8 protein-coding genes are annotated in these 13,072 nt (G+C 69.5%); 2 read left to right on the top strand and 6 right to left on the bottom strand.

Going from position 1 to position 13,072, the window contains the following annotated elements:
- Positions 1-165: 165 nt before the first annotated feature.
- Both ACNYC2_RS03380 and ACNYC2_RS03385 read left to right on the top strand, forming a co-directional pair.
- Positions 166-2,691: a glycoside hydrolase family 3 C-terminal domain-containing protein gene (locus ACNYC2_RS03380; RefSeq protein ID WP_419705686.1), complete on the top strand. Its 2,526-nt coding sequence runs from the start codon at positions 166-168 to the stop codon at positions 2,689-2,691.
- Positions 2,692-2,743: 52 nt separating this feature from the next.
- Positions 2,744-3,391: a DUF624 domain-containing protein gene (locus ACNYC2_RS03385; RefSeq protein WP_419705687.1), complete on the top strand. Its 648-nt coding sequence runs from the start codon at positions 2,744-2,746 to the stop codon at positions 3,389-3,391.
- Between the two features lie 95 nt (positions 3,392-3,486).
- On the opposite strand, the gene ACNYC2_RS03390 is transcribed toward ACNYC2_RS03385, so the two are convergent.
- From ACNYC2_RS03390 to ACNYC2_RS03415, 6 genes are all read right to left on the bottom strand, one after another.
- Positions 3,487-5,859 carry a xyloglucanase gene (locus ACNYC2_RS03390; RefSeq protein ID WP_419705688.1) on the bottom strand — a complete coding sequence of 791 codons (2,373 nt, stop codon included), beginning with the start codon at positions 5,857-5,859 and terminating at the stop codon, positions 3,487-3,489.
- A 102-nt stretch (positions 5,860-5,961) separates the two neighbouring features.
- A complete protein-coding gene (locus ACNYC2_RS03395; protein ID WP_419705689.1) occupies positions 5,962-7,710 on the bottom strand; it encodes an ABC transporter substrate-binding protein in 1,749 nt (582 codons plus the stop codon).
- A gap of 49 nt (positions 7,711-7,759) precedes the next feature.
- Positions 7,760-9,511 (bottom strand): ABC transporter substrate-binding protein, encoded by a 1,752-nt coding sequence (locus tag ACNYC2_RS03400; protein ID WP_419705690.1) that lies wholly within the window; start codon positions 9,509-9,511, stop codon positions 7,760-7,762.
- A gap of 48 nt (positions 9,512-9,559) precedes the next feature.
- On the bottom strand, positions 9,560-10,483 hold the full coding sequence (locus ACNYC2_RS03405; RefSeq protein WP_419705691.1) for a carbohydrate ABC transporter permease: 924 nt from the start codon (positions 10,481-10,483) through the stop codon (positions 9,560-9,562).
- Between the two features lie 15 nt (positions 10,484-10,498).
- Positions 10,499-11,515: an ABC transporter permease gene (locus tag ACNYC2_RS03410; protein ID WP_419705692.1), complete on the bottom strand. Its 1,017-nt coding sequence runs from the start codon at positions 11,513-11,515 to the stop codon at positions 10,499-10,501.
- 212 nt (positions 11,516-11,727) lie between these two features.
- Positions 11,728-12,744, bottom strand: a complete 1,017-nt coding sequence (locus ACNYC2_RS03415; RefSeq protein WP_419705693.1) for a LacI family DNA-binding transcriptional regulator — start codon at positions 12,742-12,744, stop codon at positions 11,728-11,730.
- Positions 12,745-13,072 lie beyond the last annotated feature (328 nt).

A 13,072-nucleotide genomic window follows, 5' to 3' on the forward strand; every position in this document is an offset into this window, starting at 1 on the left:
CACGCGCCGCCGACGTTCCTGATTTTCGCCAGGCGGGTAGCGCTTGCCGCCCTCGGCCGGGTACCGTCCATCGAAGCGCTTCGACATCTCGTCGGCAGCGCGTCGCCCCACCGTGCCTCAGCCGCACACCTGGCCGCACCGCCGCGGCACCCTAAGGAGGAACCCATGGACGTGCCCCCCTTCCGCGATCCCGCGCTGCCCGTGTCCGCGCGCGCCCGCGACCTGCTCGCCTCTCTCACCCCGGAAGAACGGCTGGCGATGCTGCACCAGCACCAGCCGGTCATCGAGCGGCTGGGCCTGGGCGCGTTCCACACCGGGGCCGAGGCCCTGCACGGCGTCGCCTGGCTGGGCCGCGCGACGGTGTTCCCGCAGCCGGTCGGCCTGGCCGCGACCTGGGACCCCGAGCTGGTCCGCCGCGTCGGCGAGATCGTCTCGACCGAGGTCCGTGCCAAGCACGTGGCTGACCCGGCGGTGAGCCTGAACGTCTGGGCGCCGGTCGTGAACACGCTCCGGCACCCGGCCTGGGGGCGCAACGAGGAGGGCTACTCCGAGGACCCGCACCTCACCGCCCACCTCGCCACCGCCTACTGCCGCGGCCTGCGCGGTGACCACGAGCGGGTGTGGAAGACCACGCCGACCCTCAAGCACTTCCTCGCCTACAACAACGAGACCGACCGGTCCTCGACGAGCTCGAACCTCACTCCGGTCACGCTGCACGAGGAGGAGCTCCCCGCCTTCCGCGAGCCGATCGAGCAGGGCGTGGCCGCGGGCGTCATGCCGGCGTACAACCAGGTCAACGGCACCCCGGCGCACCTGCAGACCGAGCTGTTCGCCGAGCTGCGGTCCTGGACCGACGACTCGGTCGCACTCGTCTCCGACGCCGCCGCCCCGATGTTCGTGGTCAAGGTGCAGCGCGCCGCGGCGGACCGGGCGTCCGGCAACGCCGCGCTGGTCCGCGCGGGCGTCGACTCGTTCACCGACGACGACGCCGACTCGGCCCCCACGATCCAGCGCCTCCAGGAGGCCCTCGACCGCGGCCTGCTCACCATGGACGAGGTCGACCGCTCGGTCCTGCGCATGCTCGAGCTCCGCCTGCGCAGCGGGGAGCTCGACGGCGACGCCGACCCGTACTCGGGCATCACGGCGGACGACATCGACCTGCCCGAGCACCGCGCGCTGGCGCGCGAGGCGACAGCCCGCTCCGTCGTCGTGCTGCGCAACTCCGAGGGGCTGCTGCCGCTGCCGGCGGCGGGCTCGGTCGCCGTCGTCGGACCGCTTGCCGAGGCGGTGCTCACCGATTGGTACTCGGGCACACCGCCCTACGCGGTCACCCCGGCGGACGGGCTGCGCGCCGCGTTCGGCGCGGACCGCGTGGTCGTGGCCGACGGCGCCGACGTCGTCGCCCTGCGTGCGGCGAACGGGCGGTACGTCTCGGTCACGGAGGACGGCACGGCCGTCGTCGCGGACTCGGCCACGGCCGGCAAGGGCACGCGCCTGTCCGTCACGGACTGGGGCGGGGGCGTCCTCACGCTGCGTTCGGGTGCTTCCGGCCGTCTGCTCACCGGAGGCGCCTACCCGATGCGCGCGGACGCCGAGCGGGTAGGGGGCTGGGAGGTCCAGGAGAGCTTCCGCAAGCACGTGCACGAGGACGGCTCGTGGTCCCTGCTGCACCTCGGCTCCGGGCGCTGGGTGCGCGTCCAGCGCGACACCGGCCTGGTGTGCGCCGAAGGGCACACGCTCGCCGACGCCGAGCGGTTCACGGCTCGCGTGCTCGAGTCCGGCGCGGCCCTGGTGGCCCAGGCGGCCGCCTCGTGCGACGCCGTCGTCGTGGCGGTCGGGAACGACCCGCACCTGAACGGACGCGAGACGCAGGACCGGCCCGACCTGTGGCTGCCCGACGCGGCGGTGGAGACGTGGCGTGCCGCCGTCGAGGCCAACCCCCGGGCCGTGCTGACCATCGTGTCGAGCTACCCGTACGTGCTCGGCCCCGGCGTCGACGACGCCCCCACCGTGGTGTGGAGCAGCCACGGCGGGCAGGAGCTCGGGCACGGCCTGGCCGACGTGCTGACCGGCGCCGTCGAGCCGTCCGGGCGGCTCGCCCAGACCTGGCCGGCACGTCCGGAGCAGGCGGGCGACCTCTTCGACTACGACACCCGCCGCCAGCAGATCACCTACCGGCACCTGCCGGCCGGTGCGGCGGGTGCGCCCGCCTTCGCCTTCGGCCACGGCCTGACCTACTCGTCGGTGTCCTACGAAGGGTTGTCGCTCTCCGCGGCCGAGGTCGCGGCACCCGCGCCGACCCGCGACCACCCGCCGCTGACGCCCCGCGACCCGGCCGGCCAGGGCGTCGTGACGGCTACCGTCACGGTGCGCAACACCGGTGACCGGCCCGCCGAGGAGCTGGTGCAGCTGTACTCGCTCGGCGCCTCCGGGACCGACTCGCCGGTGCGGCTGCTGCTCGGCTACCGTCGCGTCCGGCTCGAACCCGGCGAGACGGCGTCGGTGGCCGTGCCCTTCGACACCGCGCGTCTCGCGCTGTGGCACGGGGCGACGGCGGTGTCCGGCGACGCGGCAGGTCTGCTCGACGGCGACCTCCGGGTCCCGGCCGGTGCCTACGCCGTGGCGGCCGGAGCGTCCAGCGTGAGCCTGCCGGTACGCGGCGAGCTGGCCGTCACCGACCCGACCGGGTGAGGATCACTGCACGAGGACGCACCGATGACGACGCACCAATGAGGACGCACCAATGAGGGTCGACCCCGACAGCCGCAGCGCGCAGGGACTGACGACGTTCCTGCAGTTCGTCGCGCTCAACGTGCTGTACATCGTGGCCTGCGTACCGGTGGTGACGGCGGGGGCAGCGACCGCGGCGCTCTACGAGGTGGCGCTGCGGTACGCCGACGAGGAACGCGGATACCTCATCCGGGGCTTCCTCGTCGGCCTCCGTCGCAACCTGTGGCGGGGCACCGCCGTCGGGCTGCTGCTCGGTGTGCCGGCCGCCATGACGGGCTTCGCCGCGACCTTCTGGCTGGCGACGGGCAGCGCCCTGGGGACCGGCATCGGTACGGTCGCGGTGCTGCTCACCGCGTACCTGGCCACCGCGCTGCTGTGCGCTCTCGCGCTGGTCGCGCGGTTCGCCGACCCGCTGGGCCGGACGGTGCGCAACGCCCTGCTGCTGCCGCTCGCCGAGCCGCTGCGGACGCTCGCCCTGCTGCTGCGGCCGGTGGCGACGGTGAGCCTGCTCTACGTGTACCCGCCGGCCGCGGCGCTCGTGCTGACCATCGGCTTCTCGGTGGGGGCCTACGTGGACGCGCTCGTGCTGCACAGCATCTTCCGGCGGCGCGGCGATGATCCGACGGCGCTCGACCCGGTCAGCCCGTTCTCCGGCGAGTGACGTGAGAGAGAGGTGCCCCCGACCTGGGCCGGCACGACGTCGACACGTCGTGTCAGCCCAGGTCAGGGGCACCTTTTGCTCGTGGCCTGGCGGCGTCAGCCGGCGATGTCGCCGTAGATGATGCCGCGGCCGTTGGTGGTGAGGTAGACGCGCCCGTAGACGAGCGGGTCGCCGGTGATGGCGGATCCCGAGTACGCCCACTGGTGGTCGTCGTCGTTGATGCGGGTCCAGTGGATGCCGCCGTCGGTCGAGCGGTAGACGGCGGCCTTGCCGCCGATCAGCGCGGAGGTGTAGATCGCCGGGTAGGCGGCGTTCCTGGCCGCCTTGCCGAAGCCGACCGACTCCGCGGTCTCGAACCTGGCGATGCGCTTCCAGGTGCTGCCGCCGTCCTTGGAGCGCCACATGCCGCCGGTGACGCCCGTCTTCTCGTCACCGCGCCCCGCCAGCCACAGGTGCTTCCTGTGGCGGGGGACGGCACGGAAGTCGTCGACGCCCGCGGTCGGCAGGCCCGTCGCCCCTGTGTCGGCGAACGTCGCGCCGCCGTCGGTGCTGCGGTAGAACGTGCCGCCCGAGAACGCGTACAGGACGGACGCGTCGACGCGGTCGGACCGGATCTTCGCCCCCGCAGGCAGGCCCCGCACCGGGATCCAGGTCTCGCCCAGGTCGGTGCTGTACACCGGGGCGACCTCGGAGCTGCCGGGCGTCCAGAAGATCCTGGACCCGTTGGCGCTGATCGCCACGGTGCCGCCGTGGCCGTCGCCGGGGACGCCCTCGACGCGCGTGGCGTTCTTCCAGGTCTTGCCGCGGTCGGTGGAGACGCCGACGTGGCCCTTCTCGTTGCCGTGCACGTTGCCGGTGCCGACGATGATGTCCCGCTTGTACTGGGCGAAGTCGACGCTGGTGCCTGTGGACCAGTCGGTGTCGATCATCGGCTCGGCCCGGTCGAGCTCGGTGTGGACGAAGCCGCCGACGTCGCCGACCGCCGAGACGAGGGTCCCGCCGAGAGCGGCGAGGTCGAGGACCGCGCACTCCTCCACGCCTTCGGCGCGGACGGCGACGGTGAACTTCTCGACCGGCAGCGCGACCCGCTGGCCGGCCTCGTCCCGGCCGATGAGCTCGCCCTGCGCGTCCCACCGGGTCAGCTCCTCGGTGCCCCAGATGGTCGCGCCGGTGCCCCACATGATCCGGTCGGAGTTGTGCGGGTCGATCGCGAGGGCGTCGATCATCCACCCCTGCTTGACCGCGTACTGGGGCCCCTGGTTCTCGCCGTTCCACGACAGCCACGGGCTGCCGGCGTTGTCCATGTCGAACCGGTCGTGGCGGTCCTGGCCCTCGGCGTAGTCCCAGCTGAGCTGCCAGGTGGCACCGGAGTCGGTGGAGCGGTAGAGGATCTCGTCGGGATACCAGTTGTTGCGCGTGGCCGCCATGAGCGTCCCGGGGTTCTGGCGGTCGACGGTGATGCCGCCGAAGCCCGGGATCACGCCACGCGGGTTGTAGGACGGGGTGACGTCGGTCCACTCGCCGGTCCGGGTCGCCAGGCGCTGGATCCTGCCGCCGTCGCCCGAGGCGGGCGCGCCGTTGTAGGGGCCTGGGTCGTGGCTGGTGACGACGTAGAGATATCCGTTGGTGTTGTCCACGGCCGACTGGGACGGGATGGTGCGGTTGCCGCCGGCGGTGCCGAGAGCTTCAGCCGCGCCCGGGACGGCCTGCCAGGTCGCGCCGCCGTCCTCGGAGACGTACAGCGGGTCGGCCGGGTCGGCCACGCCGACGTAGATCTTGCCGCCGACCTGGTCGAAGTCGATCCAGAGCACGCCCTGGTTGTCGGCGAGGAGCGGGTTCGACGGGTCGACGACGAAGTTCCCGGCGTTCGGGAACTCTTCGACACGCGCCCAGGTGCGGCCGTGGTCGCGCGAGCGCCACAGCCCGTTCCCGTTCGGCGTGCCGAGGTAGAGCTCGGCGTTGTCGGCCGGGTTGACGACGAGGCGCTCGCCCATGCCGCGGCCGGGCATGTTGCCGCCCTGCTTGAACGGGAGCTCGGCGATGCCCCAGGTGTCGCCCTTGTCGTCGGAGTAGAGCACGGCACCGTTGTTCGGGTCCCAGTCGATGGTGTAGGTGCCCACCGCGGCGTAGACGCGGCGGGTGTCGACGGGGTCGGTGGCCATGGAGACGACCCCGGAGTAGCCCCACTTGTCACGGCCGACCCAGTCCAGCAGCGGCTTCCAGGTCCGGGAGCCCTCCTGCCAGCGGTAGCAGCCGCCGATGTCGGTCCGGGCGTAGACGAGGTTCTGCTCGGTCTCGTTGAAGATGATGCCGGGCACGAAGCCGCCGCCGTTGATGGCTGCGTTCTTCCAGGTGTAGGTGGAAGCGCCGGGTGCGTGGGCGTCGGCCTGTGCCGAGGCGCCCGGGAGGCCGATCGCGGCTGCGGCCGCGGCCGTGCCGATCGACGCGAGGAAAGTGCGTCGTTGCATGATGCTCTCCTTGGTTCTGGTGACAAGTGACTGGGGCCAGGCGGACGTAAGGCCCAAGCGATCGATCGCCTGGGCCTTACGCGTGCTGTTACCGGTTCGGGCTCAGCCGAACTCGTTGGCGACCGCGGTGCGGGCCTCGTTCTGGGACTTGGCGTTGGCCAGGTCGACCTCGAGCACCTTCTCGTAGCCCAGGCCGTTCGCCGTCTCCTGCATCTCGGCGAGCAGGGCGTCGAACTCGGCGTCGTCCTTGGCGAAGGCCATCTTCCAGGAGTGCTCCACGATCGTGACCTTGACCTGGTTGCGCAGGGTCTCGATCTCGGAGTCGTCCGTCGGGGTCGTGAAGCTCGCGCCCGGTGCGACCAGGAGCTGGTCGCTGGACTGCAGGTACTCCATGGTCGTCCTGGCGCCACCCATCTTCTTGGACCAGTCGTCGACGAGCGGGTTGGCCGCCGTCTCCTGGTAGCTCGGCCAGAACTTGTAGTTGTACGGGTAGCCCGTCCGCGGGTCCTCGGAGTTCTGCAGGACGCCGCTGATGTTCAGGGTCGAGCCGCCGTCCTTGTACTTGCCGCCGCCCCACTCGGCCGGCACGTCCGCGTCACCCTCCAGGATGGCCTGCCGGCCGAAGTCCGTGAGCACCGGCCCGTCCTCGCCGTCCTCCCAGGTCAGGCCCAGGGGGCCGGCACCGGCGTAGTCGGAGGAGTTGGCCTCGACGCCCTCCGGCGAGTAGAGCCAGTCGATGAACGCCGCCATACGAGCCGGGTCCTCGGCCTTCGAGCCGATGCCGAAGACCATCGCGCCGCCGTACACCTCGGCGCCGCGGGAGAGGACCGTCTGGTCCTTCAGCGGGGCGATCATGAAGCCCTTGCCGTCCTTCATGTTCTGCTCGGTGTTGTAGGCCTGCTGGCCCAGCCACGGCCACCAGGACAGGAGGACCTGGCCGGCCTGGTACTTGGCGAACATCGTGTCGTAGTTCTGCGTGGTCGAGTCCGGGTCGACGAGGCCCATCTTGTTCGCCTCGTAGTAGAACTTGAGCGCGCGCACGTACTCCGAGCTGGGGTCGAGGACGCCGTGGTAGTCGGACCCGTCGGGCTTGGACTCGGCGAAGCCCATGTGCTCGTACCCGTAGACGGCAGGCGGCTGCCCCGCCATGGTCATCAGGTTGCCGTCCCAGTCCTTGAACAGGGACATGGCGTACGTCGGCTTGCCGTTGTCGGCCTCCGGGTGCGCGTCCTGCATCTCCTTGAGCACCGGCAGGAGGTCCTCGAGGGTGCCGATCTCGGGGTAGCCGGCCTCGGCGTAGTAGTCCCAGCGCAGGTACGGGCCGAACGTCGGGTCGACGCCCTCGGACGGCTCGGTCGGCTTGATCGAGGACATCACGGTCGGGAAGGCGTAGACGCCGTCCTTGCCCTCGTTCAGCTTCTGCACCCCGGTGTCGTACGCGGCCGCGTTCTTCATGGACCCGTAGTAGGGGGACGCGTCGAGCATGAGGCCGCCCTCGACCAGCTCGTCGGCCTGCTGGCCCTTGCCGACGATGATGAGATCGCCGAGCTCGCCGCCCGCGACGCGGGTGTTGTAGAGCGTGTCGCCGCCGCCCGCGACGTTCGGGGACAGGATGTTCAGCTCGATGTTGAACTTGTCCTTGACGACCTTGCCGAACCAGCCGCCCTGGATGCCCTGGTAGTTGGCTACGCCGTCGAAGACGTCGACGGTCAGCGGCTCGGCCTTGGACCAGTCCTGGTCGATCGACACCGCCTCGACGTCCTCGGGCGTCCCCGACGGCGTGCAAGCGGCGAGGGACAGTACTCCCAGCAGTGGAGCCACCAGCATCGCTATGGCCTTGCGTGATCTCATGACACTCCCTCGTGGTGCACGGAACTGTGTTGGCACGGAACTGTGCGGCTCAGCCGAACTCGTTCGCGACCGCGACGCGGGCCTCGTTCTGGGCCTTGGCGTTGGCCATGTCGACCTCGAGGACCTCCTCGTAGCCCAGGCCGTCCACCGTCTCCTGCATCTCTGCCTGCAGGGAGTCGAACTCGGCGTCGTCCTTGGCGAAGGCCATCTTCCAGGAGTACTCGACGATGCTGGCCTTGACCTGGTTGCGCATCGTCTCGATCTGGGACTCGTCCGTCGGGACGGTGAAGCTCGCGCCCGGCGCGACCGTCAGCATGTCGTTGGACCGCAGGTACTCCATGGTCGTCGTGGGGCCGCCCATGTGCTCGGACCAGTCCTCGGTGAGCGGGTTCGCCACCGTCTCCTGGTAGCTCGGCCAGAGCTTGTAGCTGTACGGGAAGCCCGTGCTCGGGTCCTCGTCGATCGGCAGGACCGCGGAGAAGTTCAGGCTCGAGCCGCCGTCCTTGTACGCGCCGCCGCCCCACTCGGCCGGCACGTCCGCGCCGCCCTCGAGGATGGCCTTGCGGCCGAAGTCGGTGAGCTCCGGCCCGTCGCTGCCCTGCTCCCAGGTCAGCCCCTCGGGACCGGCGGCACCCATGGTCTCGGACGCGTTGGCCTGCACACCCTCGGGCGAGTAGAGCCAGTCGATGAACGCGGCGATGCGTGCGGGGTCCTCGGCCTTCGCGCCGATGGAGACCACCTGCTTGCCGCCGTACACCTCCGCGCCGTAGGAGAAGACCGTCTGGTCCTTCAGCGGGGCGATCATGAAGCCCTTGCCGTCCTTCATGTTCTGCTCGGTGTTGTACGCCGACTGGCCCAGCCACGGCCACCAGGACAGGAGGACCTGGCCGGCCTGGTACTTGGCGAACATCGTGTCGTAGTTCTGCGTGGTCGAGTCAGGGTCCACGAGACCCATCTCGTTCGCCTCCTGGTAGAACTTCAGCGCGCGCACGTACTGCGAGTCGGCGTCGACGATGCTCTGGTAGTCCGAGCCGTCGGCCTTGGCGAGCACGAACCCCATCTCGTCGTAGCCGTAGAGGGTGGTCGGCTGCTTGCCCATCACCATCATGTTGCCGTCCCAGTCCTTGAACAGGGAGATGGCATAGGTGGGCTTGCCGTTGTCGGCCTCGGGGTGGGCGTCCTGCATGTCCTTCAGGACCGGCAGCAGGTCCTCGAGGGTGTCGATCTCGGGGTAGCCGGCCTCGGCGTAGTAGTCCCAGCGCAGGTAGGGCCCGAACGTGGGGTCGACGCCGTCGTTCGGCTCGGTCGGCTTGACCGACGAGAGCTGGGTCGGGACGCCGAAGACGCCGTCCTTGCCGTCGTTGACGTGCTGGATCGCCGCGTCGTACTTCGGCACGTTCTCCATGGACTCGTAGTAGGGCGCCATGTCCTTGAGCAGGCCGCCCTCGACCAGCTCGTCCATCCGCTCGCCCTTGTCGGTGATGATGAGGTCACCGAGGTCACCGCTGGCCACACGGGTGTTGTAGAGCGTGTCACCGCCGCCTGCCACGTTGGGCGCGATGATGTTCAGCTCCATGTTGAACTTGTCCTTGACGATCTTGGCGAACCAGCCGCTCTCGATGCCCTGGTAGTTGGCGAGGCCGTCGAAGACGTCGATCGTGATCGGGTCCGCCGCGGCCCAGTCCTGGTCGAGGGACACCGGCTCGGCGTCGTCCGCCGTTCCCGAGCCCGTGCAGGCCGTGAGGGACAGGATTCCCAGCAGCGGAGCCACCAGTACGGCTATGGCCTTGTGTGATCTCATGACACTCCTTTGTGTTTGTCGCACTTGTTCTTCTCGCGGGACGCGCGGTCAGCCCTTGACCGCGCCGAGCATGATGCCCTTGACGAAGTACCGCTGGAACAGCGGGTAGACGAAGATGATCGGCAGCACGACGATCACCGCGACCGTCATCCGGATCGACGTCGGCGTCTGGGTCGTGGCGGCCGAGACGATCGAGCCGAGGTTGCCCTGCGCGTTCTGCGCCGCCGTGGCCAGGCTGTTGGCCTGGTTGAGATAGGTGTAGAGCGTGTACTGCAGCGGGTAGAGCTTCTGGTCCGTGACGTACAGCAGCGTGTCCTGGAACGAGTTCCACTGCGCCACCGCGGAGAAGATCGCGACCGTCGCGAGGATCGGCGTCATGTTCGGGAGGATGATCCGGAAGAAGATCGTCACGATCCCGGCGCCGTCTATCTCGGCGGCCTCCTGCAGCGACTGGGGCAGCGACTCCACGTACGTCTTGACCAGGATGATGTTGAAGGGCTGCACGATCGCCGGGAGGATGTAGACCCAGAAGTTGTTGGTCAGCCCGAGCGTGTGGATCGTGACGTACACCGGGATCAGGCCGGCGTTGAAGTACATCGTGAAGATGATCAGCCGGTACCAGAGCGAGCGGTTCTTCAGGCGTTCCTGCGTGAACATGAAGCCGAGGAACGCCGACGCGAGGACGGTGGTCCCCGTGCCGATCACGGTGCGTGCGATCGAGACCAGCATCGAGCCCGTCAGGCCCGGCAGGCCGAGGACCTGCTCGTAGTTCGACAGGTGGAGGCCGACCGGCCACACGCGCACGTCGCCGAGCGCGCTGATGTCGTTCGCGCTGACGGAGTTGATGATCAGGTAGTAGAACGGGTAGCCGCACACCAGCGCGAAGAGCAGGAAGCCGGCGTAGTTGATGAGGGCGAACGGGATGTCGCCGCGGGTGCGCCGCAGGCGGGGCCCGGTGTCCGTGGTGGTCACGACGTCGGTCCTTTCCTAGATGATCGACGACCCGCGGGCGCGCTTGGCGATCGCGTTGGCGGCGAGCAGGAGTGCGAGCGAGATGACGCTCTTGAACATGCTGAGGACTGTCGCCAGCGACAGGCTGTTCCCCGTCATGCCCACGTTGTAGACGTACAGGTCGAGCACCTGGATGTGCTCCCTGTTGAAGGCGTTCTGGAAGACGAAGAACTGCTCCATGCCGTTGTTCAGGATGTTGGCGATGGAGAGGACGAGCAGCACCACGTACGTCGGCATGAGCATCGGGAACGTGATGTAGCGCATGAGCTGGAACCGGCTCGCGCCGTCGATCCGCGCCGACTCGTACAGCGACTGGTCGATACCCGCGATGGCCGCGAGGTACATGATCGCGCCCCAGCCCAGGCCCTTCCACAGGCTCCAGGCGAGCATGGTCAGCCAGACGTGCTGGTCGGTGTCCAGGAACTTCATCGGGACGGTGATCAGGCCCCAGTCGTGCAGCGTGGTGTTGACCAGCCCCGACGACGAGAACAGCGAGAACGCGATCATGTACACGAGCACCCAGGAGATGAAGTTCGGGAGCGTAGTGAGGGTCTGCACCGCGTTCCGGAACCAGCTGGCCCGGATCTCGTTGAGCAGGATCGCGAAGAAGACCGGCAGCAGCGACGTCGCGATGCCGAGGAAGCTCATGGCGAGGGTGTTCGCCATCACCTGGCCGAGCTGCCTGAGCTGCGTCTCGGACGAGACCAGGATCTCGAACCACTGCAGCCCGACGAACTCGCTGCCGCCCAGCCCGAGCGCCGGCTTGTAGTCGTAGAAGGCGGTCACCCAGCCCAGCAGCGGCAGGTAGGAGAACACGAAAGCGAGTACGAGGAACGGCAGGATGACGAGGAACATCGTCTTCGAGGACTTGCCGTGGGACGGCGGTTCACGACGTCGGCCGCGACCACGGCCCTTGCTTGCACCGACTGGTCCGGCGCTCGGCGAGATGCTCGCGCCGAGCACCTCCGGCCGCGCTCCCTGGGTGAGGCTCACCTGTCACTCCCTCGTGATCGGCCACTTCGTTGTGTGGTGCGAGCGACGAGTCGGACTCGATTCGTCGAAGCGCTTCGACATTAATACCAGACAGATGTCTTGCCGTGCAATGACCAGTAGTTCACGGTTTGGCCACGAAAGACCGGGTGTTCCACCCCGCGCCCGCCCGCGAGGCGGCGCTGCCGCAGGTGGGAGACAGCGAAGCGCTTGCTTCAGTCCAGCGGGTCGGTCGGGCCGCTCACCGAGCTCGCTCGTTCGGTGAGCACGGGGGCGAGCAGCCGCGTCTCGGACGGGTGCTCACCCTCGAGGCGGGCCATGACCATGTCGACGGCGACCTTGCCGATCCCCTCGGCGGGCAGGTCGATGCTGGTCATCGGGATCCGCTGGGAGAGCGCCACGTCGGTGGGGCAGACCGCCACCACGGACATGTCGGTCCCGACCGCTATGCCGCGCTCGGCCAGGCGCGACAGCACGTGGGGGAGCGCACCCTCGTTGTGCACGATGATCCCCGTGGTGTCCGGCGCGGTCGCCAGCAGCGTGTCCACGGCGCTCGCGGCTCCGGACGGCGAGGAGTCGCACGCCTCCACCTCGACCGTCACGCCGGAGAGCTCGGCCTGGCTGCGCAGGCCGCGCATCAGCCGTTCGGCGTAGGACGTGTGCCGCTGCAGCACCTCGGGCGGGGAGCCGATGAGCGCGACGTCGGTGTGGCCCGCGCCCACGAGGTGCCGCACGGCGAGCCGGCCGGCGGCCTCGAAGTCGAGGTCGACACAGCTCAGGCCCTCCGGGTCCTGCGGCAGGCCGATGAGCACCGTCGGCTGCTTGGCGGCCGCGACGAGGGGCACGCGCGGGTCGTCCGCCTCGATGTCCATCATCACCAGGGCGTCCACCATGGAGCCGCCGGTCACCCGGTCGAGGCCGCTCACGTCGTCCTGGGTGAGGAGGAGGATGTCGTAGTCGAAGTCTCGCGCGCGCGTCACGACACCTGCCACGAACTGCATGATGACGGGTACGCTGACGCCCACCCGGAGGGGTGCCATGAGTGCTATGACGTTGGTGCGGGACGAGGCCAGCGCTCGCGCCCCGGCATGCGGCCGGTAGCCGAGCTTGTCGATGGCGCGCTCGACACGAGCCCGTGTCGGTGCGGAGATCGGTCGCTTGCCCGACAGTACGTAGGACACGGTGGAGGTCGAGACCCCCGCCGCCTTGGCGACGTCGTCGATCGTGGCCACGGTGCTCCTCTCGGATCGATGCCGCAGTGTGCCCTGTGCGGTGGCAGGCGGTGCGCGTCGGCACCGGGCACACCAGTGTGCCGCATGCCAGGCAAGCGCTTCGATGGAAGCGTAGTCCACCTGCCGGAGGGCGGGTACTGGACACGAGCCAGCGCCTAGGGTTAGCGTGTTGAAACGCTTCGACGATCCAGACGCAGGGGTCTGGGCGCGGCCGAGAGGGTAAGGATGCCGAGGACGAATCGATGTGGGGCGCCGGTCGCGACCGGCGAACGGCTGTCCCCCGAGGGCGCTTCGGCCGTCACGCTCCGCCGTCCGACGGCCCGGCCGG

Source organism: Promicromonospora sp. NFX87, from assembly GCF_048564965.1.
GTDB lineage: Bacteria > Actinomycetota > Actinomycetes > Actinomycetales > Cellulomonadaceae > Promicromonospora.

Excerpts from the sequence above, each read along its gene's own strand:
- ACNYC2_RS03395 (WP_419705689.1), bottom strand. The coding sequence starts at position 7,710 with ATGAGATCACGCAAGGCCATAGCGATGCTGGTGGCTCCACTGCTGGGA.
- ACNYC2_RS03400 (WP_419705690.1), bottom strand. The coding sequence starts at position 9,511 with ATGAGATCACACAAGGCCATAGCCGTACTGGTGGCTCCGCTGCTGGGA.
- ACNYC2_RS03380 (WP_419705686.1), top strand. The coding sequence starts at position 166 with ATGGACGTGCCCCCCTTCCGCGATCCCGCGCTGCCCGTGTCCGCGCGC.
- ACNYC2_RS03390 (WP_419705688.1), bottom strand. The coding sequence starts at position 5,859 with ATGCAACGACGCACTTTCCTCGCGTCGATCGGCACGGCCGCGGCCGCA.
- ACNYC2_RS03385 (WP_419705687.1), top strand. The coding sequence starts at position 2,744 with ATGAGGGTCGACCCCGACAGCCGCAGCGCGCAGGGACTGACGACGTTC.